Source organism: Neisseria subflava, assembly GCF_024205745.1.
Taxonomy (GTDB): Bacteria; Pseudomonadota; Gammaproteobacteria; order Burkholderiales; family Neisseriaceae; genus Neisseria; species Neisseria flavescens_B.
In genome coordinates, this window is sequence record NZ_CP073117.1 from 685,720 (window position 1) to 710,702 (window position 24,983).

The 24,983-nt window shown below is 50.9% G+C and carries 28 protein-coding genes and 3 pseudogenes; 18 read left to right on the forward strand and 13 right to left on the reverse strand.

All coding sequences use genetic code 11. The features are described from left to right. Nucleotides 1–28: 28 nt before the first annotated feature. Nucleotides 29–1,033 (reverse strand): N-acetylmuramate/N-acetylglucosamine kinase AmgK, encoded by a 1,005-nt coding sequence (gene amgK / locus KCG55_RS03365; protein ID WP_254323395.1) that lies wholly within the window; start codon nucleotides 1,031–1,033, stop codon nucleotides 29–31. 69 nt (nucleotides 1,034–1,102) lie between these two features. Between amgK and KCG55_RS03370 the strand changes: the two genes are divergently transcribed. The 3 genes from KCG55_RS03370 to KCG55_RS03380 all read left to right on the forward strand — a co-directional run bounded on the left by KCG55_RS03370 (nucleotide 1,103) and on the right by KCG55_RS03380 (nucleotide 5,412). Beyond that, nucleotides 1,103–3,502, forward strand: coding sequence for an LPS-assembly protein LptD (locus KCG55_RS03370; RefSeq protein ID WP_349306501.1), 2,400 nt, complete (start codon nucleotides 1,103–1,105; stop codon nucleotides 3,500–3,502). Further along, nucleotides 3,499–4,488 (forward strand): peptidylprolyl isomerase, encoded by a 990-nt coding sequence (locus KCG55_RS03375; RefSeq protein ID WP_049336860.1) that lies wholly within the window; start codon nucleotides 3,499–3,501, stop codon nucleotides 4,486–4,488. The genes KCG55_RS03370 and KCG55_RS03375 overlap by 4 nt, the downstream gene beginning before the upstream one ends. Nucleotides 4,489–4,602: 114 nt before the next feature. After that, the gene (locus tag KCG55_RS03380) at nucleotides 4,603–5,412 is read left to right on the forward strand and encodes an alpha/beta hydrolase (RefSeq protein WP_254323396.1); all 810 of its coding nucleotides are present in this window, start codon (nucleotides 4,603–4,605) and stop codon (nucleotides 5,410–5,412) included. Nucleotides 5,413–5,645: 233 nt separating this feature from the next. On the opposite strand, the gene KCG55_RS03385 is transcribed toward KCG55_RS03380, so the two are convergent. Beyond that, nucleotides 5,646–6,266: a DUF1269 domain-containing protein gene (locus KCG55_RS03385; RefSeq protein ID WP_070590430.1), complete on the reverse strand. Its 621-nt coding sequence runs from the start codon at nucleotides 6,264–6,266 to the stop codon at nucleotides 5,646–5,648. 218 nt (nucleotides 6,267–6,484) lie between these two features. Further along, nucleotides 6,485–7,372, reverse strand: coding sequence for a 16S rRNA (cytidine(1402)-2'-O)-methyltransferase (gene rsmI, locus KCG55_RS03390; RefSeq protein WP_254323397.1), 888 nt, complete (start codon nucleotides 7,370–7,372; stop codon nucleotides 6,485–6,487). Nucleotides 7,373–7,437: 65 nt separating this feature from the next. Between rsmI and KCG55_RS03395 the strand changes: the two genes are divergently transcribed. From KCG55_RS03395 to KCG55_RS03420, 6 genes and pseudogenes are all read left to right on the forward strand, one after another. Next, on the forward strand, nucleotides 7,438–7,785 hold the full coding sequence (locus KCG55_RS03395) for a YraN family protein (RefSeq protein ID WP_070829721.1): 348 nt from the start codon (nucleotides 7,438–7,440) through the stop codon (nucleotides 7,783–7,785). 4 nt (nucleotides 7,786–7,789) lie between these two features. After that, nucleotides 7,790–8,383 carry a phosphoheptose isomerase gene (locus tag KCG55_RS03400; RefSeq protein WP_003749391.1) on the forward strand — a complete coding sequence of 198 codons (594 nt, stop codon included), beginning with the start codon at nucleotides 7,790–7,792 and terminating at the stop codon, nucleotides 8,381–8,383. 73 nt (nucleotides 8,384–8,456) lie between these two features. Beyond that, nucleotides 8,457–9,068, forward strand: coding sequence for a BON domain-containing protein (locus KCG55_RS03405; protein WP_049329280.1), 612 nt, complete (start codon nucleotides 8,457–8,459; stop codon nucleotides 9,066–9,068). A 67-nt stretch (nucleotides 9,069–9,135) separates the two neighbouring features. Then, a complete protein-coding gene (locus tag KCG55_RS03410) occupies nucleotides 9,136–9,741 on the forward strand; it encodes a hypothetical protein (protein WP_254323398.1) in 606 nt (201 codons plus the stop codon). A 63-nt stretch (nucleotides 9,742–9,804) separates the two neighbouring features. Then, nucleotides 9,805–10,583: pseudogene (map, locus tag KCG55_RS03415) on the forward strand (type I methionyl aminopeptidase). A 403-nt stretch (nucleotides 10,584–10,986) separates the two neighbouring features. Continuing rightward, nucleotides 10,987–11,280: a helix-turn-helix domain-containing protein gene (locus tag KCG55_RS03420; protein WP_154954141.1), complete on the forward strand. Its 294-nt coding sequence runs from the start codon at nucleotides 10,987–10,989 to the stop codon at nucleotides 11,278–11,280. Nucleotides 11,281–11,374: 94 nt separating this feature from the next. Here the strand turns inward: KCG55_RS03420 and KCG55_RS03425 are convergent, their stop codons facing one another. From KCG55_RS03425 to KCG55_RS03435, 3 genes are read right to left on the reverse strand one after another with little or no spacing between them, the layout of a single operon-like run. Further along, nucleotides 11,375–12,325 carry a YheT family hydrolase gene (locus KCG55_RS03425; protein ID WP_254323399.1) on the reverse strand — a complete coding sequence of 317 codons (951 nt, stop codon included), beginning with the start codon at nucleotides 12,323–12,325 and terminating at the stop codon, nucleotides 11,375–11,377. 12 nt (nucleotides 12,326–12,337) lie between these two features. Next, nucleotides 12,338–12,964 (reverse strand): phosphatase PAP2 family protein, encoded by a 627-nt coding sequence (locus tag KCG55_RS03430; protein WP_070838786.1) that lies wholly within the window; start codon nucleotides 12,962–12,964, stop codon nucleotides 12,338–12,340. After that, the gene (locus tag KCG55_RS03435; protein WP_254323400.1) at nucleotides 12,964–13,764 is read right to left on the reverse strand and encodes a competence/damage-inducible protein A; all 801 of its coding nucleotides are present in this window, start codon (nucleotides 13,762–13,764) and stop codon (nucleotides 12,964–12,966) included. Before KCG55_RS03435 ends, KCG55_RS03430 begins: the two co-directional genes overlap by 1 nt. A 110-nt stretch (nucleotides 13,765–13,874) precedes the next feature. On the opposite strand from KCG55_RS03435, the gene argG reads away from it, so the two are divergent. From argG to KCG55_RS03460, 5 genes are all read left to right on the forward strand, one after another. Next, the gene (argG, locus tag KCG55_RS03440) at nucleotides 13,875–15,218 is read left to right on the forward strand and encodes an argininosuccinate synthase (RefSeq protein WP_049322465.1); all 1,344 of its coding nucleotides are present in this window, start codon (nucleotides 13,875–13,877) and stop codon (nucleotides 15,216–15,218) included. A gap of 42 nt (nucleotides 15,219–15,260) precedes the next feature. Next, nucleotides 15,261–15,476 carry a DUF4177 domain-containing protein gene (locus tag KCG55_RS03445; protein WP_003749376.1) on the forward strand — a complete coding sequence of 72 codons (216 nt, stop codon included), beginning with the start codon at nucleotides 15,261–15,263 and terminating at the stop codon, nucleotides 15,474–15,476. Beyond that, the gene (locus tag KCG55_RS03450; RefSeq protein ID WP_049330864.1) at nucleotides 15,469–15,684 is read left to right on the forward strand and encodes a hypothetical protein; all 216 of its coding nucleotides are present in this window, start codon (nucleotides 15,469–15,471) and stop codon (nucleotides 15,682–15,684) included. The genes KCG55_RS03445 and KCG55_RS03450 overlap by 8 nt, the downstream gene beginning before the upstream one ends. Nucleotides 15,685–15,813: 129 nt before the next feature. Next, complete coding sequence (locus KCG55_RS03455) at nucleotides 15,814–16,263, forward strand: DUF3290 domain-containing protein (RefSeq protein WP_049336847.1); 450 nt, start codon at nucleotides 15,814–15,816, stop codon at nucleotides 16,261–16,263. A 14-nt stretch (nucleotides 16,264–16,277) separates the two neighbouring features. Continuing rightward, on the forward strand, nucleotides 16,278–16,910 hold the full coding sequence (locus KCG55_RS03460) for a DUF421 domain-containing protein (RefSeq protein ID WP_250581037.1): 633 nt from the start codon (nucleotides 16,278–16,280) through the stop codon (nucleotides 16,908–16,910). A 72-nt stretch (nucleotides 16,911–16,982) separates the two neighbouring features. Here the strand turns inward: KCG55_RS03460 and KCG55_RS03465 are convergent, their stop codons facing one another. From KCG55_RS03465 to KCG55_RS03475, 3 genes are all read right to left on the reverse strand, one after another. Continuing rightward, nucleotides 16,983–17,354: a DUF488 domain-containing protein gene (locus KCG55_RS03465; RefSeq protein ID WP_254323401.1), complete on the reverse strand. Its 372-nt coding sequence runs from the start codon at nucleotides 17,352–17,354 to the stop codon at nucleotides 16,983–16,985. Between the two features lie 63 nt (nucleotides 17,355–17,417). Next, nucleotides 17,418–18,200, reverse strand: coding sequence for an indole-3-glycerol phosphate synthase TrpC (gene trpC / locus KCG55_RS03470; protein ID WP_254323402.1), 783 nt, complete (start codon nucleotides 18,198–18,200; stop codon nucleotides 17,418–17,420). 143 nt (nucleotides 18,201–18,343) lie between these two features. Beyond that, nucleotides 18,344–19,816: a malate:quinone oxidoreductase gene (locus tag KCG55_RS03475; RefSeq protein WP_254323403.1), complete on the reverse strand. Its 1,473-nt coding sequence runs from the start codon at nucleotides 19,814–19,816 to the stop codon at nucleotides 18,344–18,346. A 431-nt stretch (nucleotides 19,817–20,247) separates the two neighbouring features. Here KCG55_RS03475 and KCG55_RS03480 point away from each other — a divergent pair, with 431 nt between their 5' ends. The 3 genes from KCG55_RS03480 to KCG55_RS03490 all read left to right on the forward strand — a co-directional run bounded on the left by KCG55_RS03480 (nucleotide 20,248) and on the right by KCG55_RS03490 (nucleotide 22,292). Beyond that, nucleotides 20,248–20,742, forward strand: coding sequence for a hypothetical protein (locus KCG55_RS03480; RefSeq protein ID WP_003749363.1), 495 nt, complete (start codon nucleotides 20,248–20,250; stop codon nucleotides 20,740–20,742). 82 nt (nucleotides 20,743–20,824) lie between these two features. Continuing rightward, nucleotides 20,825–21,454 carry a 16S rRNA (guanine(527)-N(7))-methyltransferase RsmG gene (gene rsmG / locus KCG55_RS03485; protein ID WP_036493627.1) on the forward strand — a complete coding sequence of 210 codons (630 nt, stop codon included), beginning with the start codon at nucleotides 20,825–20,827 and terminating at the stop codon, nucleotides 21,452–21,454. A 67-nt stretch (nucleotides 21,455–21,521) separates the two neighbouring features. Next, nucleotides 21,522–22,292 (forward strand): ParA family protein, encoded by a 771-nt coding sequence (locus KCG55_RS03490; RefSeq protein ID WP_254323404.1) that lies wholly within the window; start codon nucleotides 21,522–21,524, stop codon nucleotides 22,290–22,292. 202 nt (nucleotides 22,293–22,494) lie between these two features. Here KCG55_RS03490 and KCG55_RS03495 read toward each other — a convergent pair. Further along, nucleotides 22,495–22,728, reverse strand: a pseudogene (locus KCG55_RS03495) (DNA-formamidopyrimidine glycosylase family protein); the annotation flags it as partial. Between the two features lie 72 nt (nucleotides 22,729–22,800). On the opposite strand from KCG55_RS03495, the pseudogene KCG55_RS03500 reads away from it, so the two are divergent. Continuing rightward, a pseudogene (locus tag KCG55_RS03500) lies at nucleotides 22,801–22,930 on the forward strand (IS1595 family transposase); the annotation flags it as partial. A gap of 77 nt (nucleotides 22,931–23,007) precedes the next feature. Here KCG55_RS03500 and KCG55_RS03505 read toward each other — a convergent pair. From KCG55_RS03505 to KCG55_RS03515, 3 genes are read right to left on the reverse strand one after another with little or no spacing between them, the layout of a single operon-like run. Beyond that, nucleotides 23,008–23,604, reverse strand: a complete 597-nt coding sequence (locus tag KCG55_RS03505; RefSeq protein ID WP_254323405.1) for a hypothetical protein — start codon at nucleotides 23,602–23,604, stop codon at nucleotides 23,008–23,010. Next, nucleotides 23,597–24,154 carry an AAA family ATPase gene (locus KCG55_RS03510; protein WP_349306503.1) on the reverse strand — a complete coding sequence of 186 codons (558 nt, stop codon included), beginning with the start codon at nucleotides 24,152–24,154 and terminating at the stop codon, nucleotides 23,597–23,599. Before KCG55_RS03510 ends, KCG55_RS03505 begins: the two co-directional genes overlap by 8 nt. Further along, the gene (locus tag KCG55_RS03515; protein WP_254323406.1) at nucleotides 24,070–24,972 is read right to left on the reverse strand and encodes an AAA family ATPase; all 903 of its coding nucleotides are present in this window, start codon (nucleotides 24,970–24,972) and stop codon (nucleotides 24,070–24,072) included. The genes KCG55_RS03510 and KCG55_RS03515 overlap by 85 nt, the downstream gene beginning before the upstream one ends. Nucleotides 24,973–24,983 lie beyond the last annotated feature (11 nt).

A 24,983-nucleotide genomic window follows, 5' to 3' on the forward strand; every position in this document is an offset into this window, starting at 1 on the left:
AAATGGAATCAAATCTTAAAAACCAAGCTTAGAAGGTATAGCCTGTTTCCAATTCGTCATCGCCGACCAATTCGACCAGCAACGCATAGAGCGGTGCCAAATCGTTGTAACGGCGCGATACGCGGCGCAAGTAGTTCAAGAAGCGCGGGATTTCCGGGCGGTATTTGTCTTTGTCGTCGCGGTAGTACAGGCGTGCAAAAATACCGGCCACTTTCAAATGGCGTTGTACGCCCATCCATTCAAACCAACGGTAGAACTCGTCAAACTCGGCAGGCACAGGCAGCTCGGCAGCGCGTGCTTTTTCCCAGTAACGGATGACCAAGTCCAATACAAATTCTTCTTCCCATTCGATAAACGCATCGCGCAGCAGCGACACCAAATCATAAGAAATTGGGCCGTAAAGCGCGTCTTGGAAGTCCAACACGCCCGGGCGGCCTTTTGCCAGCATTAGATTGCGGACGATAAAGTCGCGGTGGACATAAACTTTAGGTTGCTCCAATAAGGGCGGCAACAGTGTATCAACGGTTTGCTGCCACAACTGGCGTTGCTTGAAGGTCAGCTCGCGGCCCAATTCTTTGGCCACAAACCATTCGGGGAACAAGTTAATCTCGCGCAGCATGACTTCGCGGTCGTATTCCGGCAGTTTGCCGGGTTGGCTGGCCTTTTGCAGTTCGATCAGTTCGTCGATGGCTTCGAGCAGCAGGGCTTTGTGGGCGGTTTCGCTGTTTTCCTGATTCATGGCGGTCAGGAATGTGGTATTGCCCAAATCGTTCAACACCATAAAGCCCAATGCTTCATCCACATGAAGCACTTGCGGCACATTGACCATATTAAACAATTTTTGCACTTTCAAATACGGTGCAACACTCATCTTCTCAGGAGGCGCATCCATACAGATGACGGTTTGGCCGTCTGAAAACGTCGCGCGGAAATAACGGCGGAAGTCGGCATCGGCTGCCGCAAAGCTCAATTCGAACGGCTGGTTCGGGTAAACAGACTCCAGCCAGTTTTGTAATTCGGTTTGTCGTTGCATAGCGGTATCGCAGAATTTCAGGTTACAATAACCGCTATTCTAACTGGCAAACCGATTTAAGGGGCGATTTTGGCTCGTTTATTTTCACTCAAACCCTTGGTACTCGCCTTAATTATGGGCTTTGGCGCAACAGCCGTGCGCGCGGAAGATGCTTCTGTTCCGCAGGCAGAAGACTATACCCCTGCCCACACCGCTGCATCCAAACCGGCAAAAACCAGCCAAAGCGAAGCCGATCCGCTTTCTTTGGGCAGTACTTGCCTGTTTTGCGACCACGAAGATGCCAAGCCGGCCGAAACCGCCGAAATCAAACGTAGCGGCGAGCCTGCCCTGCCTGCCGATTACACCCGCGTCAACGCTGATAAAATAGAAGGTCAGACCCAAGTCGGCGTCCGTGCCGAAGGCGATGTCATTGTCGAGCGCAATGCCGATGTTCTCAACGCCGATTGGGCGCAATACGACCAAGCCACCGATACCGTTACCGCCGGCGACCGCTTTACCCTGTATCAAAACGGTTCGACCGTATCCGGCGACCAATTGGTTTACAACCTCAAAGACCAAACCGGTTCCGGCACTGCCGTACGCCTCAATACCGAACAAGGCGGCCGCCGCCTTCAAAGTGTCAGCGAAAAAGCCGAACTCAAAGGCAAAGGCCTCTACAAACTCATCAATACCAAATTCAACACCTGTTCGCCCGGCGATGCCAGCTGGTATATCCAAGCGCAAAGCATTGAAGCCGATGAATCGACAGGTATCGGCGTGGCCAAACACGCTTCGCTCGTATTCGGCGGCGTACCCGTCCTCTACACGCCTTGGGCGGACTTCCCCATCAACGGCAACCGCAAAAGCGGCCTGCTCGTTCCGACCATTGCCACAGGTTCAGACGGCCTTGAGCTGAGCCTGCCCTACTACTTCAACCTTGCGCCGAATTTGGATGCCACCATCCGCCCGGGCATCATCAGCAAACGCGGCGTGCAACTGGGCGGCCAAGTCCGTTATCTGAAACCGAATTACAGCGGCGAAGTCGATGGCGACTGGATGCCCAACGACCAAAAAAGCGTCCACAACAACCGCTACCAGTTCAAATGGAAACACCAGCAGCAGCTGAACGGCAAAATCAGCGGCGGCATCAACTACAACCAAGTTTCCGACGACGATTACTACCGCGACTTCTACGGCCGCGAAGACATCGCGCGCAACGTCAACCTCGACCGTCAGGCATGGCTCAATTACAGCGACAAACTGCTAGGCGGCAGCTTCGACGGCTCGTTGCGCGTACAAAAATATCAAACGCTTGCCAACCAAGACGGTTATAAAGACGAACCTTATGCCATCATGCCCCGTCTGACCGGCCGTTGGCAAAGCCATCTCGGCAAAGCGCAACTCAACGTGTTCGGCCAATTTACCCGTTTTGACCACGATACCAAGCAAGACGGCAGCCGCGTGGTGCTCTACCCGAGCGTCAAATGGGACTTCCACAACCAATGGGGCTACATCCGGCCTAAAGTCGGCGTACACGCCACTTATTACAGCCTCAACAGCTTCAACGGCCAAAGCAGCCGCAATGTCAGCCGCGTCCTGCCGATCATCAACGTCGACAGCGGCCTGACTTTCGAGCGCAGGGCCCGTCTATTCGGCGGAGAATACCTGCAAACGCTCGAACCGCGCCTGTTTTACAACTACATTCCGACCAAGTCCCAAAACGACCTGCCTAATTTCGACAGCTCCGAAAACAGCTTTACCTATTCGCAGCTGTTCCGCGAAAATCTGTATTCGGGCAACGACCGCATCAATTCGGCCAACAGCCTGACGCTGGCCACACAAAGCCGTATCCTCAACCCCAACACCGGTGCAGAACTCTTCCGTGCAGGTATCGGCCAGAAGTTTTATTTCAAAAAAGACAACGTCCTGCCTGACGGCAACGTCAGCAATTATCCGCGCAGCCAATCCGACTGGGTAGCCTTTGCACACGGCAACATTACCCCGAGCACCCGCATTGATTTGGACATCCACTACAACCAAAACCTAAGCCGTGCCGAAAGCTACGCCGCAGGGATTACCTACAACCCCGAACCCGGCAAAGTCTTAAGCGCGCGCTACAAATACGGACGCAACGAGCGCATTTATCTGCAAGCCAACGGCGACTATTTCTACGACAGGCTCAGCCAAATCGACCTTGCCGCCCAATGGCCGTTGAGTAAAAACCTGTATGCCGTTGCCCGTTACAACTACGAAATCGAAGCCAAAAAACCGCTGGAAATGCTCATCGGTGCAGAATACAAAAGCAACTGCGGCTGCTGGAGCGCAAGCTTGGTCGGCCAACGCTATGTTACCGGCGAAAACAGCCACAAAAACGCCGTATTCTTCAACCTCCAACTCAAAGACTTGAGCAATATCAGCAACAACCCATTCGAAAAACTCCGCTTAGCCATCCCCGGTTACAGCAAAACCAACGAGGTAGTCAAACAATGAACTTCAAACCCCTGATTCTCGTCGCCGCACTCACTCTCGCAGTAGGCGCACACGCCGCCCCTAAAGCCAAAGCAAGCAAAGCGCGTGCAGCCAAAGCAGCTGCCGTCAGCGCAACCACCATGCCTGCCGTACAAAGCGGCGTACATCTTTCAGACGGCATTGCCGCGGTTGTCGACAACGAAGTCATTACCCACCGTCAAGTAGAACAAGCCGTGGCACAAGCGCGTCAAACCATGCCTAAAGGCACACAAATGGACGCCAACGAGCTGCGCCAACAGGTTTTGGCACAAATGATCAACCAATCCCTGATCCTCCAAGCCGGCAAACGCCGTAATATCCAAGCAACCGATAGCGAAATCGAAGCCGTTATCGCGCACAACCCCAACATCAAAAATCCGTCTGCCGCCGTCCGTCAAGACATCGCCGACAGCATTATTGTTGAAAAAGTGCGCCAACAAGCCATCATGCAAAACAGCCGCGTGAGCGACTCCGAAGTGGCACGCTACATCGAGCAGGCCAAACAACAAGGCGTAACCCTGCCTGAAGCAGACCCTGTGCGCCAATACCATGCCCAACACATCCTCATTAAAGCCGACAACGACAATGCCGCCGTCGGCGCAGAAAGCACCATCCGCAAAATCTACTCACAGGCCCGCAGCGGCGCAGATTTCGGCGGTTTGGCACGCCAATACTCGCAAGACAGCAGCGCCGGCAATGGCGGTGATTTGGGCTGGTTTGCCGACGGCATGATGGTTGCCCCATTTGAAGAAGCCGTCCACAAACTCAAACCCGGCCAAATCAGCGCCCCTGTCCGCACCCAATTCGGCTGGCACATCATCAAGCTGAACGACGTCCGCGAAGCAGGTACACCTGAAGAGCGCCAACAAAACGCCGTCCGCCAATACCTGTCCCAACAAAAAGCACAACAGGCGACCACCAACCTCCTGCGCGAACTGCACAGCAGCTCATACGTTGACGTACGCTAATCGCGCGTATTGTTAAAAAGGCAGAAATCCGTACAATAAGGCCGTCTGAAATCCATTGTTCAGACGGCCTTTTCTCCTTTTACTTAAGCAACCCATTGATTAAAGCACCCCATCATGCCCATCCGTCCCAACTGGCAAACCGCTACCCTGCTGCAAGCCGAAGAAACCTCCGTTACCTCCGCCCACACCGGCCGCACCTACCGCATTCAAGCCGCGACACTCGGCGAGCGTCCGGCAGGCGGCTATCCCGTGCTGTATATCCTTGACGGGGATGCCTTTTTCCCCGCCATCCTCAATATGGCGCAATCCCTGCTCATCAACCCCATCACCCAAAGCCATGCCGCCTGTCTGATTGTCGGTATCGGCTACACTGGTGGCAACATCCGCGACCTAAGCCAACGCGCACTCGACTACACGCCACCGCTGCCCGACAACGCGCCCGAATCCGAACGCAAACAATACGGCCAAGCCGACCGCTTCAGCCGCTTTATCGATGACGAACTCTCCGCCCTGCTCAACAGCAAATACCGCATCGATACCCAAAACCAAGCCGTCTTCGGCCATTCGTTCGGCGCACTGTACGGCCTCTATTCCCTGTTCACCCGTCCCGAACGATTCCGCCATTATTTGCTGGTTTCGCCGTCTATCTGGTGGCAAGACCGCCGCGTACTTGATTGGCTGCCCGACGCTTTGCCGCAAGGAATCGGCATCCGCCTCGGCGCAGGCGAGCATGAAGGCAGAAACAACCGTCCCGACCAAACCAGCCGCGGCATGGTCGCACAAGCTAAAATCCTTGCCGGCACTTTGCACCACCTCGGCGCAGATGTCCGCTTTACCCTCTACCCCAACGCCAATCACGGCAACGCCCCGTTTTACGCCCTGACCGACTGCATCGAATATTTGCGCGGCGCATGGCAGCGTTGAAGCAGGTTTGCCAAACATCGAGGCCGTCTGAAACGCAAACTTAGAAGCGTATTGAACCTATTGGATCGATCTAAAATCCAATTATAAAAAGGCCGAGACCTTTGCAAAGGTCTCGGGGCATGAAAAAGGGAGAGGCTACCTGAAAAATAGATTTTCAGGTAGCCTCAAACCGGTTTGGCATGCATCCGAAACGGAAAATTTGAGCGGTTACATACCTTGGGTTGGTGGCAGTGTTATTTCAACTTGGCTGCCAATTTGTCGAATTTTTGTTTGATGTCGGCCTTGAAGGCTTCCACTTTCTCTTTGCGCTCGGCTTTGCGCTGTTTTTTCCAAGCTTCGTGTGCCTGACGTGCCACTTCTTCCTGCGCTTCTATTGCTGCCAATACGTCCTGTTGGGCAACGGCTGCATCTTGCCGGAGAATAACGGTTTTGAAACGGTGGAAGAAGGCATCCAATACAGCTTCGTCGGATTCTTGCGCCAAAATAATGATTGCAGTACTGCCGTTATCCAGTTTTTTGGCTGTATTTTCCAGCAACGCCCCCTCTTCCAATGTTTGGGCAGTACCTGCATCACTGCCGATGAGTGCGCCAGTAGCTCCACCCAACAGAACACCGATAGGACCGCCGAGAATGCCGACCAGTGAACCAATGAGGCCGCCCGTCCATGTGCCTTCGACCGTATTGGCGGTAAAGTCGGTGCTTTCTGCTGGGATAATCAGGTCATTTTCCTTTTTAACCAAAACGGCTTGTGCCACCAAAGCATCTGTTGTCTGCGAGTAAGCTTTCAATTCAGAAAAGGCTTGATAAGCTTCGCTGGAGATGTTGAATAAGGCAACGATGATGTTTTGTTTCATAAGTCCACTCCCGTAGATTGAAAGATTTAAGAACATACAAGTTGTATGCAGTGTCATTGTAAATTACAAGGGGGGGGGAGCAATGCGGCAAACGGAACTTTACCTATGTACAGCCTGTAGAACCGGCAAACGGATAACGAACAATACCCAGCCTTTTGCCTGTAGGAAATCGTCGCATTGTTCACACCACAAGTTGAGAAAAATAAGCCTGCAAGACCTCAAGCGTCGTCTGAAATCCGTTTCCATTCCAAAGCCAAATCATACAGCGCCTTTTTATTCTCGCCGGTAATCTTGGCGGCAAGCTCGGCAGCTTGTTTGGTCGGCAACTCGGCCGCAAGGATTTTCATGGTGTTTTGCGCCGCCTCGGGCAAATCGCTGTGTTTCTCTTTCACCGCAGGGTGCAACACCAGCACCATTTCTCCACGCGTTTGGTTGCTGTCGTTTTTAAGGGCGGCTTGGATTTCGGCAACCGTGCCGCTGAGGAAGGTTTCAAACGTTTTGGTGATTTCGCGTGCCAAAGTCAAACGGCGTTCGGGGAACTGCGCGGCCATATCCGCAAGGCTTGCTTCGATACGGTGTGGCGTTTCAAACATCACAATCGGAAAATCGGCTTCCGCCCATTTGGCCAACAGCTTTTGACGTTCGCCGGCTTTAGGCGGCAGGAAACCGTTGAAGTAAAAATCGGATTCCGTCACACCTGCCACGCTCAACGCCCCCATGACCGCGCTTGCGCCGACCACAGGCACCACTTTAAATCCGGCTTCGCGCACGCGGGCGGCAAGTTTCGCACCGGGATCGCAAACCGCAGGTGTGCCCGCATCCGAAACTTGGGCGACGCTCAGGCCGTCTGAAAGATAGGCGATGATTTTATCGGCCATTTGCTGCTCGTTGTGTTCGCGCACGCTCACGAGTTTGCCCTGAATGCCGTACGCACTCAAAAGCTGGGCGGTAACACGGGTGTCCTCGGCGCAGATAATGTCGGCCTTTTGCAGCACGGCCAGCGCGCGCAGCGTTATGTCGGCTAAATTGCCGATGGGTGTGGCGACAACGTATAATGTCTGTTTTTCGATGCTGTCGACGGCTTTTTGCAGGTGTTTTGTGTACATAGATTCAAGGCCGTCTGAAACGGCGTCTCTTTAAAAACAATGATTATATAACGGGTAAACTTTTCATGCGCTTAAACCACAAACAGGGGGCGGCGGCTGAAGATGCGGCGCTGGCATTCCTGCTGGGCAAAGGCTGCTCGCTGCTGGCGCGGAACTGGCATTGCGCCTACGGTGAAATCGATTTAATCGTCAAAAACGGCGGTACGATTGTGTTTGTTGAAGTAAAATACCGCAAAAACCGAGGTTTCGGTGGTGCCGCATACAGCATCCCGCCGTCCAAATTATTGAAATTGCAACGAAGTGTAGAGTATTATCTGCAAAAGCACGGGTTGAACCATGCGCCCTGCCGCCTGGATGCGGTACTGATTGAGGGCGACGGCCAACCCGAATGGATCCAAAATATTACAGGTTAACCTCATGACAACATTACAAGAACGCGTTTCCGCGCATTTTGCCGAGAGCATCCGCGCCAAGCAGGAAGCCGAAAAAGTACTGGTCGAGCCGACCGCACAGGCTGCCGAGCTGATGCTGCAATGCCTGATGAACGACGGCAAAATCCTGGCCTGCGGCAACGGCGGTTCGGCTGCCGACGCGCAACACTTCGCCGCAGAAATGACCGGCCGTTTTGAAAAAGAACGCATGGAATTGGCCGCCGTCGCGCTGACAACAGACACTTCCGCCCTGACCGCCATCGGCAACGACTACGGTTTCGACCATGTATTCAGCAAACAAGTGCGCGCGCTCGGACGTGCCGGCGACGTATTGGTCGGCATCTCCACCTCCGGCAACTCCGCCAACGTCATCGAAGCCATCAAAGCGGCACACGAGCGTGACATGCACGTCATCGCCATGACCGGCCGCGACGGCGGAAAAATCGCCGCCATGCTCAAAGATACTGACGTTTTGCTCAACGTCCCTTATCCGCGCACTGCCCGCATTCAGGAAAACCATATTTTGCTGATTCACGCCATGTGCGACTGCATCGACTCCGTCCTGCTTGAAGGCATGTAACCCTTTCTTTTCAGACGGCCCATCCCTTAAAGGCCGTCTGAACACCCAACCGTCCATACCCAAGGAAAAGGATATGAAGAATATCAAACGCTACGCCCTCCCCGTTCTGACTGCGACCCTCTTAAGCCTGAGTCTGAGCGGCTGTGTCGGCGCACTGATCGGCGGTGCAGCCGTCGGCACCAAATCCGCCGTCGACCGCCGCACCACCGGCGCACAAACCGACGACAACGTTATGGCACTGCGCGTCGAAACCACCGCACGCTCCTACCTGCGCCAAAACAACCAAGTCGAAGGCTACAAGCCCAAACTGAACGTTGTCGGTTACAACCGCCACCTGCTCCTGCTCGGCCAAGTGGCTACCGAAGGCGAAAAACAATTTGTTGAACGCATTGCCCGTTCCGAACAAGCCGCAGAAGGCGTGTACAACTACATCACCGTTGCCTCACAAGCGCGTTCGCTCGGCGACGTGACCAACGACACCTGGGGTACATCCAAAGTCCGCGCCTCCCTGTTGGGCCTCAGCCCGGCCACCCAAGCACGCGTCAAAATCGTGACTTACGGCAACGTGACCTATGTGATGGGTATTCTCACGCCTGACGAACAAGCCCGCGTGACCCAAAAAGTCAGCACGACCGTCGGCGTACAAAAAGTCGTGACCCTCTATCAAAACTACGTTGCCAATTGATTCACAGGCAACCCGGGGCCGTCTGAATATTCAGACGGCCATTCCTCCAACGATTACCTGCCACATCATGTCCAAGAATAATAAAACCCCTTTCCAACTTAAGCCCAAACACCTAATCCGCGCTTTATTCCTTGTCAGCTTTATCGCCGTCGCAGCCCTTGTTGCCGGCGTATTCAGCACCCTAAACTCCGGTAAAACCGACGTACCCGAAAAAAGCCCTGCCGAACAAACCGACACACGCATTGAAGTTTGGCGCCCCAACGGCACTGTCGAACCTGAAACCGTTCAGCCTGCCAAAGACAGCGACGCAAAAACCGCCTCCGGCAACCCGATTGTTCCCCAAACCGAAAAAAGCGACAACGCCGAAGAAGGTGCAAAAAACGACCGTCCTGCCGCACACCGCAGCAAACGCACAGAAAACAAACGCGCTGAAGCCGACAAATCAGAAAACACACAATCCGATAACAGCAGTTCTGCCGCTCCAAACAAACCGAAAGCAGACAGCCAGCCGGTAGAAAACAAAACCGCAAGCAATAAACCTGCCGCACAAGCAGTAGAAAACAAACCGGAAAAAGCCAAAGCCCCCGAGTCCAAACCGACTCCGAAAGCCGAGCCCGAGGCCAAACCACAAGCCAAGCCGCGCAATAAAGACAATCTCGACAACCTGTTTTAAACAGACGGCACACCCGTCCCGTTCAGACGGCCCCCATGCCGTCTGAAACAAGAAGGAAACCTCATGGACAAAGTCATCATCAAAACCCCCGAAGAAATCGAAAAAATGCGCGAACTCGGCCGCTTGGTCGCCGAAGCCCTCGATTACATCGGCCAATTCGTCAAACCCGGCGTCACCACCAACGAAATCGACAAACTCGTTTACGACTACCACGTCAACGTCCAAGGCGGTTATCCGGCCCCCTCAACTACGGCAACCCGCCCTACCCGAAATCCTGCTGCACCTCCGTCAACCACGTCATCTGCCACGGCATTCCCGATGACAAGCCGCTGAAAGAAGGCGACATCGTCAACATCGACCTGACCATCAAAAAAGACGGCTTCCACGGCGACTCCAGCCGCATGTTTACCGTCGGCAAAGTCTCCCCGATTGCCCAACGCCTGATCGACGTGACCCACGCCTCCATGATGGCGGGTATCGAAGCAGTCAAACCCGGCGCCACCCTCGGCGACGTCGGCTATGCCTGCCAACAGGTTGCCGAAAATGCCGGCTACTCCGTAGTACAGGAATTCTGCGGACACGGCATCGGCCGCGGCTTCCACGAAGCACCGCAAGTAGTCCATTACGGCCGCAAAGGTCAGGGCCTCGTCCTCAAACCGGGCATGATTTTCACCATCGAGCCGATGATCAACCAAGGCAAACGCCATCTGCGCATCCTGAACGACGGTTGGACAGTGGTCACCAAAGACCGCTCACTCTCCGCCCAGTGGGAACACGAAGTTTTGGTTACCGAAACCGGCTACGAAATCCTTACCATCAGCCCTGCCAGCGGTAAGCCTTAACCTTGAAAAAACCTTCAGGCCGTCTGAAAATATAGATTCAGACGGCCTGAAATTTATTCGCATTCTCAACCTAGAAAACCGAATAAAAACTCGAAATTAAGTTTTTACCCAAATTGAATTGTTTAATTATGTAAAAATTTGCTTACGCCATATTTAAGATAAACGCATAATTTGATGATTTATATAATGAAAATTTACCGAAATAATGAATTAAGAAATATTTACACAAATTATGGCAGACAGAGGAAAACTTCTTTCGAATATACTGTCTAATTATCTAGATCAGTCATTTGCAATACGCCCACATATCACCCCAAACGCCTACAGGAAAGGGATGCCGGCATTCTTGCAGACCCATTTTTATGCCTAGAGGCATGCAACAAATACCACATAAGGAAGATTCATGAAATCGTTCGAAAAAATTGAAAATATCCGCGATATCCGTAAAAAACTCGGCCTGAACCAAATGGACTTCTGGAGTCGCATTGGTGTGACTCAATCCGGTGGTTCCCGTTACGAATCAGGCCGCAATATGCCTAAACCTGTACGCGAATTGCTGCGTTTGGTACACATTGAGCGCGTAGATTTGGCTAAAGTTAACCGTGACGACTTGGCCGTTGCTTCCCTGCTGAAAAACCGCGACCCTGAGTTGTACGCTTCTCTGAAAAAAGAAGCCAAAGCCGACAAAAGCAAATAATCAAGCTATTCAAAAGGCCGTCTGAAATTCGTTTTCAGACGGCCTTTTTCCTTTCTACACCCTAAGGGCATGTCGCATACATGCTCTTTTCTATTTACGGCTGATACTGTTTGAAATAGTCCAACACCGTTTGCGGCAGCCATTGCAGATTCAGACGGCCTTGATCGCGGCTGACAAAGCCGACATGACCGCCGTATACCGGTTGCAGCAGCGTAACGGCCGAGGACACATCCCGCCCGGTCGGCAGGGCTTCCGGCGGCAGGAAAGGGTCGTTGACGGCATTGAGCAGCAGCAACGGCGTATTCACGCCTTTCAGAAACGGTTTGCAGGAATTGCGGCGGTAGTAATCGTGGCGGTCGGCAAAACCGTGTAACGGCGCGGTAAAGCGGTCGTCAAAGTCGCCAAGCGTTTTGCAGTTTTGCTGGCTTAAGGCCGTCTGAAACCGGGGAATCGCCTGGGCTTTCGGCAATAGCGAATTTAAAAAATAGCGCGTGTAAATCAGTCGCGTCATGCCCTGATCGAAACGCGTACCGGCGGCCACGGCATCAACCGGTGCAGAAACGACGGCAGAAGCGCGCGGAACGGCATTGCTGCCCTGCTCGCCCAAATATTTAGCCAAAGCATTGCCCCCCAAAGAAACGCCGACGGCGTAGATGGTTGAATAGCGTTGTGCCAGCGTGTTGAGCATAAAGGCAATTTCGGGCGTATCGCCGAGGTGGTAAAACACGGGCGCGGTGTTTTCTATGCCGCCGCAACTGCGGAAATGGGCAACTACGCCGTTCCAACCGCGCTGCTGTACGGCTTTCATCAGCTCGACCGCGTAATGGCTTTCGCTGCTGCCTTCCAGTCCGTGGAACAAAACCACCAGCGGCGCATCGGGATTGGCGCTGTCGACAAAATCGTAGGCAACTTGGGTTTTGCCGGTACTGTCGGGCAGAAGCTCGCGGCGGTAGTCGGGCGCCTTGCCTTGCAGCAGCTTGGCAAACAGGGTGTCGGCATGGCCGTTTCTGAGCCAATAAGGCGTGTTGGGTGAACGTGTATTCATGATTTATTTCTTCTATTTTTCAGACGGCCTGAAGATGAGCATATACACCAGCAAGGCAGTCAGCGTGCCGTTTGTCCAGCCTGCCCAAACGTCGGTGGGATAATGCACGCCCAAATAAATGCGTGAAAACCCGGTCAACAGGGCAAAGGAAATACCGCCTATCCAAGCGGCGCGGCGGTAGCGCGTGCGGCGGCAAAGCAATATCAGCATGACGGCAATGGCGGCGGAAAACGTACTGTGGCCGCTGGGAAAGGAAAAATTGCTCTCTTCAATCAGGCGCGGCCAAAGCAGCGGGCGTTCGCGGGCAAACCATACCTTCACAATCAGCATGTTCAAAGTCGGCACCAATGCCGCCAACACGCAAAACAGTGCTTCGCGTTTCTTATCGGCAAAATACAGGGCGGCGGCAACCGCACCGATCAGCGGCACGGCAATCGCGGTTTTGCCCAGATAGTGCAACACGGTGGCAATCGGGTCAAACCATGTTCCCGCGTGGGTATGGACGGCGTGCATCAGAGGCGGCTCAAAAGCGAAGCCGCCATATTGAGCCAGCCAAATGCCGATGATGAGGGTTGGCGGTAAAAACAGCAAAGAGGTAAAAGTCAGTGCGCGTCTGGATTGGGCTGGGGATAAGTGCATTATTCCACCGTTTCTTTCAAAGTCGCGCCAATCGCCTGCAAACCCTGCAACGCATCTTCCCACGCCGCATCCAGCAATCGGCAGGCCTCGCCTTCCGCTTTGATGCCGAACTCGATATGCGGCGGAGTATAACGGCCGTCTGAATCGGTACGGCTCACTGTGGGCAGGCTGTACGAGCGGATACCGGCGTAGGTACGCTCAAGATGTTCCATAATCGGCGTAATGCGAGATTCGGGTTGGTTGAACACATACACGCTGCGGCTGCCGCGTTCGGTTTGGTTAAAGCGGTCGGCGTAATAAGTTTCCAATACCCATTCGGCCATCGGGTGCGCCATCACGGGGAAACCGGGAAAGAAATAATGCTCGCAGATGGAAAATCCGGCGATGTTGTTAAACGGATTGGGCACCAATTCCGCGCCTTCGGGAAAATCCGCCATCTTCAGGCGTTGGGCGTGTTCCGGCGAATCAAGCGGTTCACCGCGTTTCCGGGTCACGCCTTCGATAAACTTAGCGGCTTCAGGATGGCGGACGACAGGCAAATCCAAAGCGGCCGCTGCGGCTTGGCGCGTGTGGTCGTCAGGCGTAGAACCGATACCGCCGGTCACGAAAGTCGGCAGGCCGTCTGAAAAGCTGCGGCGCAGCTGCTTGACCAGCAAATCGGGTTCGTCAGGCAGATATTGCACCTGATTGAGCTTCAGTCCATGCGATTCCAGCAGGGATTTAAAAAAGGCAAAATGCTTGTCTTGACGGCTGCCGTGCAGGATTTCGTCGCCGATGATGATGAGGTTAAAAGCGTTCATGATGAGGTTTCTTTAATACGGCCCCCCGAACATTCAGACGGCCTAATTGCTGACAATGTATTCCATTTATAAGATAATGGTTTCAACTTTTCAAGTCTGGAGGAATCCCAATGAGCCAAAACCATACCATTTTACAAAATCTCCCCATCGGCCAAAAAGTCGGCATCGCCTTCTCCGGCGGTCTTGATACCTCTGCCGCACTACTGTGGATGAAACTCAAAGGCGCACTGCCTTACGCCTACACCGCCAACCTCGGCCAACCTGACGAAGACGATTACAACGCCATTCCTAAAAAAGCGATGGAATACGGCGCAGAAAATGCCCGCCTGATCGACTGCCGCGCGCAGCTGGCACACGAAGGCATCGCCGCCATCCAATGCGGCGCATTCCACGTTTCCACCGGCGGCATCGCCTACTTCAACACCACGCCTTTGGGCCGCGCCGTGACCGGCACCATGCTCGTTTCCGCCATGAAAGAAGACGATGTGAATATCTGGGGCGACGGCAGTACCTACAAAGGCAACGACATCGAGCGTTTCTACCGCTACGGCCTCTTGACCAATCCGGCGTTGAAAATCTACAAACCTTGGCTCGACCAACAATTTATCGACGAACTCGGCGGCCGCCACGAAATGAGCGAATTTCTGATTGCCAACGGCTTCAACTACAAAATGTCGGTTGAAAAAGCCTACTCTACCGACTCCAATATGCTGGGTGCCACCCACGAAGCCAAAGACTTGGAATTCCTCAACAGCGGCATCAAAATCGTTAAGCCCATCATGGGCGTTGCCTTCTGGGACGAAAACGTCGAAGTCAAACCCGAAGAAGTCAGCGTGCGCTTTGAAGAAGGCGTGCCGGTTGCATTAAACGGCAAAGAATACGCCGACCCTGTCGAACTCTTCCTCGAAGCCAACCGCATCGGCGGCCGCCACGGCTTGGGCATGAGCGACCAAATCGAAAACCGCATCATCGAAGCCAAATCACGCGGCATCTACGAAGCCCCGGGCATGGCATTGTTCCACATCGCCTACGAGCGTTTGGTTACCGGTATCCACAACGAAGACACCATCGAACAATACCGCATCAACGGCCTGCGCCTTGGCCGCTTGCTCTACCAAGGCCGCTGGTTTGACAGCCAAGCCCTGATGTTGCGTGAAACCGCCCAACGCTGGGTTGCCAAAGCCATCACCGGCGAAGTAACCCTCGAACTGCGTCGCGGCAACGACTACTCGATTCTGAACACCGAATCGCCCAACCTGACCTACCAACCCGAACGCCTGAGCATGGAAAAAGTCGAAGATGCAGCGTTCACACCGCTCGACCGCATCGGCCAACTGACCATGCGCAACCTCGACATTACCGACACCCGCGCCAAACTGGGTATCTACTCGCAAAGCGGTTTGTTGGCATTGGGCGAAGGCTCCGTATTACCGCAGTTGAATAATAAGGAGTAGAATCAGGGGGCTTTAAAGCCCCCTTATTTTTAAAGGAATAAAATGAAAGAATATAAAGCCGTCATTTATCAAGAGAACCTGCTTTCCAGTTTGGTTTTCGGCAGCGCCAAAATCAATCCGGTCAAATTCAGCGATTTCCTCAACAGCCACGCTTCGCAAGGCTGGAAGGTCGTTACCATGGAAAAAGACCAGCGCCGCATGCTGCTGTTTTTCGTGCGTGAAGCCTACGTCGTCATTTTGGAAAAAGAACGTGTTTAAACTCGGCGTCTATGCCTGTCTCGGATTGTTCGTCAGCTGGGTGTTACTCTTGATTTTGCAACTGTGGTTTTCCTTCGTCGATGCCGATTTGTTTCTCAAAATCACCCTGACCATGGCAGGTCTTTTCATTATCATTCTGGCCAGCTTACTGGTAATCAGCCAGTATTTTTCCGAAAAGAAAATGAAAGACGACGGATTTATCAACTGATACTATTTCGGGAATCACCATGTGTGCTTTATCCGAAACCTTAACGCAACATCCTTGTTTAATAGACGAGGCCGTCTGAAATTTAAGTTTCAGACGGCCTTATTACCCTTCCCAAATTTATCAAATACCATGAAATTCTTTTCTCACTTTTATCTTGAAAATCATATGTATTTCCATGACTACTTGAAATATATCCTGATTTTCGCCGCCCTCGTCATCCTCCTGCTCGCCGTATCGCAATACCTGCGCCACCGCATGGACACCAAATACCGCGACCTGAGCATTATTGCGCTGTTGTTGCTCATCCTCATCTGCGGCACGCAATATCTTTCATACAGCGAGCGTCAAAACTTTGCCGCCGATACTTCGCGCATGGTAGGTTTTCTCAATGCCTTGATTGAAAACCAAAAAGTTGAAAAACAAGATATCATCGTCAACAGCACGCGCCTGTTCAACGGCATGATTATCGGCATCAAAAACCAATACTACGAAGTCCATTTCAATCAAGACTTCTCCGCCTACACGCTGACACCCATCAATTTGGTCAACAACAATATCGAACTCATCGATAAAGAATAACAGGATACACACACATGGAAGCATACTCCCTGCTCGCCCTCAAACTGCTGATGGGTATTTTAGGTTTGATTTTGCAAATCAACCTCTTAGGTAAAGGTAACCTCGCGCCGACCTCCGCCATGGACCAAGTGCAAAACTATGTACTCGGCGGCATCATCGGCGGCGTGATTTACAGCGACAGCGTCGGCCTGTTGCAATTTTTCCTCGTGCTGATTTTGTGGACGCTGTTGGTCTTGAGCCTGAAATTCATCAAAAACCACAACCGCTGGGTCAAATCCGTAATTGACGGCAAATCCGTCTGGGTTATCGTCAACGGCAAAATCCAAACCGATGAATGCATGAAAAACGGCATCAGCGCACACGACCTCATGTTCAAACTCCGCGCCGCCGGCATCTACGAAATCTCTGCCGTCAAACGTGCCGTGATGGAACAAAACGGCCAGCTCGCCGTCATTAAGTACGGCGACGAAAGCCTGCGCTATCCACTGATTACAGACGGCCAAGTTGACCCCGACATCCTCGAAATCATTAAGCGTGATGAAGAATGGCTGCAACAGGAACTTGACCGCCTCCACCTTGAAGCCTCGCAAGTCTATATCGGCGAATACATAGACGGAAAATTGGTAGCACACCGTTATCCTTCTTGATTTGAAAATAGCAGGCCGTCTGAAACCTTGATTTCAGACGGCCTTTTTGTATTCAGCTCAAACACTGATTTTTTAATCGCGATATTCAAACCTTGCACCCAAAAATTGAGCCAGCGCAGAGACGTGGGAATGTCGGGGATCTTTGACGGCGGTCAGCAGCAGGATATTGCCATGTTGCCGCTCCAAATCCAGCAGCTGCTTGATGGCGACCTGCTCGGTATCACCATGTAACTCTTCATGATAACGGCTAACAAAACCGTCGAAATTTTGAGTCGGATTTTCGTGATACCAGCGGCGCAGGTTTGCACTGGGCGTAATGTCTTTCAGCCAAAGTGCGGTGGCGAAAACCTCTTTGCGGACGCCGCGCGGATAGAGGCGGTCGATAAAGACGGCGGTCTGCTCGGTATTGGGCTGATAAGCGTAAATGCGTTGTACGGTAAACATTATGTCTGCCTTCAAATCGATTCAGGCCGTCTGAAAATTCAGACAGCCTGATGTTTTTAGGGTTTAAAACAGTTTTTTGACTTCGGCTTCGATATCGTCGGCTCGCATAAAGGTTTCGCCGATCAGGAAAGTATGCACGCCGTGGCTGCGCATGAAATCGACGTCTTCTTTGTTGCGGATGCCGCTTTCGGTGACAACGGTTTTGCCGTTCAATTCAGGCAAGAGGTCGAGGGTTTGTTGCAGGGTCACTTCAAACGTACGCAGGTTGCGGTTGTTGACGCCCCACAACGGCGTGGTCATGTTGCGGCATTTTTCCAGCTCGGACGCATCGTGCAACTCCAACAATACAGTCATGCCCAATTCATGGGCAACGGCTTCAAAACGCTCAAGCTGCTCTGCTTCCAAGGCGGCGGCAATCAGAAGAACCGCATCCGCACCCCACGCGCGCGCCTGATAGATTTGGTATTCGTCGATGATGAAATCTTTACGCAAGACCGGCAGCGCCACGGCCGCACGCGCCTGTTTCAAATACTCGGGCGAGCCTTGGAAATAAGGTTCATCCGTCAACACGGACAAACAGGCCGCACCCGCTTTTTCATAGGCAACGGCGATTTCGGCAGGATTAAAATCAGGACGGATCAGGCCTTTGCTCGGGCTGGCTTTTTTGACTTCGGCAATAATGGCAGGCAGATTCTGCGCGTGTTTTTCACGGATCAAGCCGATAAAGCTGCGAACCGGCGCGGCAGCCTGCGCTTGGGTTTTGATGTCTTCCAAGGAAACGGCGGCTTTTTGGGCGGCTACTTCTTCTGCTTTGGTGGCAAGGATTTTGTTGAGAATATCGGTCATGGCGTTTTTCTATTGGGGCTGATTTTCGGGTTTGAATCGTGCAACATGCTGCCGCAGATTAGATTTCAGACGGCCTGAATGCCGCTATTTTAATGGTTTGAAAAAAGGCGGGCAAGAATGCCCGCCTTTGTGTCTGCTTCCATTTAGTGATGAATGCCCAAAACGGACGCGTTGTGGCTGATGATTTCGTCCGCCAAAGATGGATTGTCGTTTAGCTTGATACCGTAGCCAGGCACCAATTCTTTCAGACGGCCTGACCATGATTCGGCATGATCGGGGAAGCATTGGTGGACGAGTTTGATCATCAGCGGAACTGCTGTCGATGCACCAGGAGACGCACCCAGCAATGCGGCCAGCGAGCCGTCGGCATGGGCGACGATTTCGGTACCGAATTGGAGTACGCCGCCTTTTTTCGGGTCTTTTTTGATGATTTGCACACGCTGACCGGCGGTAATCAGTTCCCAATCGTCAGGATTGGCTTCCGGATAGTAGTCGAGCAGCGAGGCGAAGCGTTCTTCTTTGGTTTTGCGCAATTCGCCCAAGAGGTATTTGGTCAGCGGCATATTGTCCCAACCGGCGCGGAGCATAGGATAGAGGTTGTCCATTTGGATGGACATCGGCAAATCCATGAGCGAGCCTTGTTTGAGGAAGTTGGGGCGGAAGCCTGCATACGGGCCGAACATCAAATGGCGTTGGCCGTCCACGTTGCGGGTATCCAAATGCGGAACGGACATAGGGGGCGCGCCGACGGAGGCTTGGCCGTACACTTTGGCGTTGTGTTGCGCGGCCGTTTCGGGATTGCTGTTGCGGAAGAAGAGGCCGGAAACCGGAAAGCCGCCGTAGCCTTTGCCTTCGGGGATACCGGATTTTTGCAGCAGGGTCAGTGCGCCGCCGCCTGCGCCGAGGAAGACGAAACGGGTGCGGAGTGTCAACGGGTCGTCATCCTCTTTGGTGCTGCTGGTTTTCAGCACCCATGCTCCGTCCGATTCGCGGTTGAGGTCGTCGACATGACGGTTGAATTTGATTTTTACGCCTTTGTCGCTCAAGTATTTGACCATCTGGCGGGTCAGGCTGCCGAAATCGACGTCTGTGCCTTCGGCGGAATAGTTGGCGGCAATGGGTTGGCTTTCATCACGACCGTTGACAACCAGCGGCGCCCATTCGGCGATTTTGGTGCGGTCGGTAGAAAACTCCATTTTTTCAAAGAGTTTTTGGTTTTTGAACACGTCGAAACGTTTTTGCAGATAACTGCAATGGTCGGCGTTCATCACCAGCGACATATGGGGGACGGAATTGATGAAAGAACGGTCGGTCAGTTTGCCTTCTTCGACCAAAGTCGCCCAAAATTGGCGGCTGATATGGAATTGTTCGGCAATATTGAGGGCGCGGGTCGGATCGATCGTGCCGTCGGCAGTCAGGGGCGCATAGTTCAATTCGCACAGCGCAGAGTGTCCCGTACCGGCATTGTTCCATGCATTTGATGATTCCAACGCTACATCTTCCAAGCGTTCGATCAGGGTGATTTCCCAAGATGGTTCGAGTTCTTTGAGCAATACGCCCAAAGTGGCGCTCATAATGCCGCCGCCTACTAATACGACATCGGTTGCTTCAGCCATGGTTTTACTCCTACTAAAGTCAGGCATGGTTTGCCTTGTGGTTATCTATCATTATAAACAACTGATTTCAGAGGAATTATTTTTTGGTTTTGTTGTGTGTGAAACTTTTTGCCTGCTGAGTTTCCGAGCGTAAATGGCGGAAGGCAGTTTCGGTTTGGGTTCCAGATTTCAGGTCTTTATAATATGTTATTAAGAATTTAGTAGATTTTACGGAGAAATGCAAAGATTTTCTGTTCGGTTCATATAAAAATAATAGATTAGGCCGTCTGAAAACGTTTTCTTACCCTTTATCTGCCAATGTTTGCAAAGAAAAAAGAATTTTTCATTTCTTTTTTAATTGACTGCTTTTGTCAGCAATTTCGGTGGCAAACTAACGTGAATCAACCGCCGATCTGCTATCATTTCAACTTATTTCCCCAAGGCAAACCGCCATGTACCTGACTCAAGAAAAGCCCTACCGCCCCCTATTGGTCGCACTGATGTTCCTCACCCTGCCGCTGGCGATGATATTGCACAATATCGTGCAAATCGCCTTTTCAGACGGCCAAGGTCTGTTGGTTACGGTCAAAGACGGCGCGTGGGCATGGCAAAGCGGCTGGCAGGATTCCGTCGCATGGTTTGTCTGCGGCATGTTTGCCTTCCTCAACCTGCCGATTGCCGGCGGACTGACCAAGCTGGCGTATAAAAAAATGATGCGCCGGCATTCGCGTTACGCCATCTTCCTTGCCGGTGTCGCAGCGTGTGCCTCGGCGGCGGCGGGTTTGATTTTTGAAGCCATCTTAGGCAATGCCGCATTGGCCGGTATGCGCGGGCAAGGCGTGTTCTACTACACCCTCTCCGTATGGATCATCGCCATGCTGACCCTGCCTAAACAGCTCACGCGCGCGCCGGAGCAGCCCATCGTCTTTCACAAAATGAAACGTTGATTCAACAGGCACAAACATTTTCAGACGGCATGCTTTCCGTTACCATTACATCCAACGCGTTTTAACCAATAAGGAATAACAAATGAATCAGGCGCAACAGCTCCGCGACGGCATACAGGCACTGGGTTTGGACATCGACGAAGCCAAACAGGCCAAACTCCTAGACTATGCCGCCCTGCTGCAAAAGTGGAACAAAACCTACAACCTGACCGCCCTGCGCGATCCCGCCCAAACCGTCAGCCATCATCTGCTCGACAGCCTGACCCTCCTGCCCTATATCGAACACGCACAAACCATGCTCGACGTAGGCTCCGGCGGCGGACAGCCCGGCATACCCACCGCCATCTGCCGTCCCGACCTTGACATTACCCTCCTCGATGCCAACACCAAAAAAACCGCCTTTCTGCAACAAGCCGTCATCGAACTCGGCCTTAAAAACGTCCGCGTCATCAGCGGCCGCGTAGAAGCCGCTGCCGACTGCCGCGCCGACGTCATCACCAGCCGCGCCTTTGCCGAACTCGCCGACTTCGTCAACTGGACCGAGCACCTCCTCAAAGACGGCGGCTACTGGGCAGCCATGAAAGGCGTATATCCGCAAGAAGAAATCGACAAACTGCCCGAAAGCGTCGCCGTCGAAAAAGTCGAAGCATTGCACGTCCCCCAACTCAATGCCGAACGCCATATCGTCATCATCCGTAAAAAGGCCGTCTGAAAACAACCCAAGCATACCGAATAACGGTACAATCCAGCCATCCACACTTAACACGACAGCAAAGCACATGAGCGCACAAATCCTCGCCGTCGCCAACCAAAAAGGCGGAGTCGGCAAAACCACCACCACCGTCAACCTCGCCGCCTCCCTGGCCTCCAAAGGCCGCCGCGTCCTCGTCGTCGACCTCGACCCCCAAGGCAACGCCACCACAGGCAGCGGCATCAACAAAGCCACCATCGAAAACGGCGTTTACCAAGTCGTCCTCGGCGAAACCGACATCCCCGACGCCGTCGTCCGCAGCAAAGAAGGCGGCTACGACGTATTGGGCGCCAACCGCACACTGGCCGGCGCAGAAGTCGAACTCGTCCAAGAAATCGCACGCGAAATCCGCCTCAAAAACGCCCTGCAGCTCGTTGCCGACGACTACGACTACGTCCTCATCGACTGCCCTCCGTCCCTGACCCTGCTCACCCTCAACGGCCTGGTCGCCGCCAACGGCGTCATCGTCCCCATGCTTTGCGAATACTACGCCCTCGAAGGCATTTCCGACTTAGTGGCCACCGTCCGCAAAATCCGCCAAGCCATCAACCCCGACCTCGACGTAACCGGCATCGTCCGCACCATGTACGACAGCCGCAGCCGCCTCGTCGTCGAAGTCAGCGAACAGCTCAAACAACACTTCGACAACCTGCTCTTCGACACCGTCATCCCCCGCAACATCCGCCTTGCCGAAGCCCCCAGCCACGGCCTCCCCGCCCTCGCCTACGACGCCCACGCCAAAGGCACCCAGGCTTATCTGGACTTGGCCGATGAACTGATTGCGCGTTTGGAAAAATAAACAGAAATATGAATATAAAAAGGCCGTCTGAAAGTTAAAGAGTACTTTCAGACGGCCTTTGGTTTGATTGGAAAGAACATTTTAAAAAGACCGCGTGCGTGCGTATCGCACACACCCTACGCATAAATTTCAAATTCTTTGTGATTCATTTGTAGGGTGTGTGCCCAAAGGCACGCATGCGGTTTGATGCAGGCCACTACTTGCTGCCCGACATACCCAAATGAACCAGCGGCACGCCTGTGTCAAAACGAATCAGCAGGTATTTGGCACGGCGGCGGCATTCACGCACCACCAACCCGCGCAGGGTTTCAGGCAGCGCAGGCGGGATTTGCCAGCGCAGCTTGGGCTCACGGACGGTTACGGCGGAGACGGTTTGGTTGAGGATATGCGGAGCGATACCGCGTAGGGTGGTTTCTACTTCGGGAAGTTCGGGCATGATGGGGATGTGATTTTGGAGTGTGGATTATTATTAAGGGGAAAGGTAATTTGAAAATAGGTTTTATAGTGCGTGCCGAACAAACACAACGGAATCAACCGTAAATCTTTCCTGTTGTTTTTGAAAGAATTCAAGTTCCATTTTAACTTTAGCACACCTTCCAAACAGCTTAAAAGTACTGCATCGGCAGTGTGGAATTTAGGACTTATCTAGTACAGCGTCAAAATTTTTTAGATAACCTATTTTTCATGGTTTTTAACTTGCTCATAGATTTAGTTATTACACGAATCCTATTATTTTATCTAGAGAAATTTTCCCTTCCCTGCCAATTATTTGATCTATACGCACAAATTTAAATTCTTCATCAGTGTTATTTTCATTTATAGGATGACGAAATGTTTTACACTTTGGTATCATGTAATTTGGTCTAGTAACACCTGCTCGAGAAATAATACGCACGCTATTACAGTCAATATGATAATGGTTTGCTATAATGCCTATTAAATACCTCACATAAATACGTGAATTCATGAGTTGAATTTTTGTATCTTTAGTATTTGGCTTATCTGATTTTAAATCAAAAATTAGTACGCAATATTTTCCATTATTCATAAAAAAAATAACCAAATCACAACCTTTATTTATACCCGCTGTTGTTTTATTTAAATAGCAAGATAATTGTTTAAAATGAGCTCCTTTTGAATTACAATCTAGAGTAAATGCAAAAGAATTTTTAGGGATGCGTTCTATTAATAATTTATTTAGTTTGCTATCTTTAGAATTTTCCTTTAATGGTAAAGTATCGTACTCTTGATGACTCGTATCTAATGCTAAAACAACATCAGGACAAATAATCTCCTTAAGGCTATTAATCACGTAAATTCTCCATTCCATAAAATATATTTTCTGACAATCTATTAGCTTTCTCGATAAGACAATCAAATATTTCCATATTCATTCCATATAATCCAACCTCAATAGAATTGATCTTGTGATCACCAGTTAATGAATACGCTTTTACTTGTTCTGGTCTCAAAATCTCATGACTATCAATATACTCTTCTTTTAATATAGCATTTTTATTTTTAAAATTAGAACTCAGCATAATTCTATTATTTAACTCCCTAATAAGATAATCGCTATGAGTTGTAATAAGAATTTTTATCCCTGAATTTACTAAAGAAGCTAATAGACCTGCCATTTTTCTTTGATTATCGGGGTGCAAGTTTAATTCCGGTTCATCAATAATTAATAAGCCATTAGGCTCTGCAAGATAATTAACATACATATCTATTAAAAATAGTGATTTAATAGATGAAGATGCGATATAAACAGGAACATTTACTTTGTCTCTGTTTCTCTCCTTTTTAGGTACAAAGACAACTTGTTTGTCAATAGATTTATAACTCCCCCCAGCATGTTTGATAGACTATCTAAAATGTATTTATATTTTTGCTGGTCAGATTTTATAAAGCTTTTTCTTTTTAAGATACTATCATAATCTCTTATAGTAGTTATATTATCTTGAATTGGCTGTGCATATCTTGAACGCATAACGTTAATTAATTCAATAGGATTTACTTTTTCAGAAGCAGTTATATGTTCTAATATAGCATTCTTACTTATATCTAATTCTTTATAAAATAGAGAAATTCCTGTTCTTTCTGATGTAATAACAAAAGGTCTGGGTAGTACGCTACGGAAAAGATATTCAGCGATTTGATTGCTAATGACACTATTTAAAATACTATTAGGTACACGTAAATTTTTACTTTCATCATCAGTTTGGAGAGTTACTGTTAAATGAATATCCTCTTTTTCTTTATTAAAAATTAGGCTTTCTTTCTTCCCGAATTGAACAATGCTTTTATATTCGTCTTCAAAGTTAAATTTAAAGTCTTTTAGTTCAAGAGCAATTTGTGATTCTCCAAAAAAATCATCAATTGTATTAAAATAGTCATCTAAATCAGAAGAAAATTCTTTTGATGCTTGGTCAATATATAAGGAAATGTTTTCTGAATAAAATTGCAAATTAATCTCTACGGTACCCTCTTGGCGGAGTTCTGAAATTGTTTCGCTAGATAATTGTAAATCTATCAACCTTCTAAAGTACCTAATAAAACCATAGATTGCATAACTAATATAAGTTTTTCCAACATTATTTGGACCGCAGATAACAGTTAAGTCTCCTACTTCAACATTTCCGTTATCTATATTTCCTAATTTTTTAAATTTAAAATTCATTTTATTTCCTA

Coding starts and splice junctions, on each gene's coding strand:
- amgK (WP_254323395.1), bottom strand. CDS start 1,033: ATGCAACGACAAACCGAATTACAAAACTGGCTGGAGTCTGTTTACCCG.
- KCG55_RS03375 (WP_049336860.1), top strand. CDS start 3,499: ATGAACTTCAAACCCCTGATTCTCGTCGCCGCACTCACTCTCGCAGTA.
- KCG55_RS03380 (WP_254323396.1), top strand. CDS start 4,603: ATGCCCATCCGTCCCAACTGGCAAACCGCTACCCTGCTGCAAGCCGAA.
- KCG55_RS03385 (WP_070590430.1), bottom strand. CDS start 6,266: ATGAAACAAAACATCATCGTTGCCTTATTCAACATCTCCAGCGAAGCT.
- rsmI (WP_254323397.1), bottom strand. CDS start 7,372: ATGTACACAAAACACCTGCAAAAAGCCGTCGACAGCATCGAAAAACAG.
- KCG55_RS03395 (WP_070829721.1), top strand. CDS start 7,438: ATGCGCTTAAACCACAAACAGGGGGCGGCGGCTGAAGATGCGGCGCTG.
- KCG55_RS03400 (WP_003749391.1), top strand. CDS start 7,790: ATGACAACATTACAAGAACGCGTTTCCGCGCATTTTGCCGAGAGCATC.
- KCG55_RS03405 (WP_049329280.1), top strand. CDS start 8,457: ATGAAGAATATCAAACGCTACGCCCTCCCCGTTCTGACTGCGACCCTC.
- KCG55_RS03410 (WP_254323398.1), top strand. CDS start 9,136: ATGTCCAAGAATAATAAAACCCCTTTCCAACTTAAGCCCAAACACCTA.
- KCG55_RS03420 (WP_154954141.1), top strand. CDS start 10,987: ATGAAATCGTTCGAAAAAATTGAAAATATCCGCGATATCCGTAAAAAA.
- KCG55_RS03425 (WP_254323399.1), bottom strand. CDS start 12,325: ATGAATACACGTTCACCCAACACGCCTTATTGGCTCAGAAACGGCCAT.
- KCG55_RS03430 (WP_070838786.1), bottom strand. CDS start 12,964: ATGCACTTATCCCCAGCCCAATCCAGACGCGCACTGACTTTTACCTCT.
- KCG55_RS03435 (WP_254323400.1), bottom strand. CDS start 13,764: ATGAACGCTTTTAACCTCATCATCATCGGCGACGAAATCCTGCACGGC.
- argG (WP_049322465.1), top strand. CDS start 13,875: ATGAGCCAAAACCATACCATTTTACAAAATCTCCCCATCGGCCAAAAA.
- KCG55_RS03445 (WP_003749376.1), top strand. CDS start 15,261: ATGAAAGAATATAAAGCCGTCATTTATCAAGAGAACCTGCTTTCCAGT.
- KCG55_RS03455 (WP_049336847.1), top strand. CDS start 15,814: ATGAAATTCTTTTCTCACTTTTATCTTGAAAATCATATGTATTTCCAT.
- KCG55_RS03460 (WP_250581037.1), top strand. CDS start 16,278: ATGGAAGCATACTCCCTGCTCGCCCTCAAACTGCTGATGGGTATTTTA.
- KCG55_RS03465 (WP_254323401.1), bottom strand. CDS start 17,354: ATGTTTACCGTACAACGCATTTACGCTTATCAGCCCAATACCGAGCAG.
- trpC (WP_254323402.1), bottom strand. CDS start 18,200: ATGACCGATATTCTCAACAAAATCCTTGCCACCAAAGCAGAAGAAGTA.
- KCG55_RS03475 (WP_254323403.1), bottom strand. CDS start 19,816: ATGGCTGAAGCAACCGATGTCGTATTAGTAGGCGGCGGCATTATGAGC.
- KCG55_RS03480 (WP_003749363.1), top strand. CDS start 20,248: ATGTACCTGACTCAAGAAAAGCCCTACCGCCCCCTATTGGTCGCACTG.
- rsmG (WP_036493627.1), top strand. CDS start 20,825: ATGAATCAGGCGCAACAGCTCCGCGACGGCATACAGGCACTGGGTTTG.
- KCG55_RS03490 (WP_254323404.1), top strand. CDS start 21,522: ATGAGCGCACAAATCCTCGCCGTCGCCAACCAAAAAGGCGGAGTCGGC.
- KCG55_RS03515 (WP_254323406.1), bottom strand. CDS start 24,972: ATGAATTTTAAATTTAAAAAATTAGGAAATATAGATAACGGAAATGTT.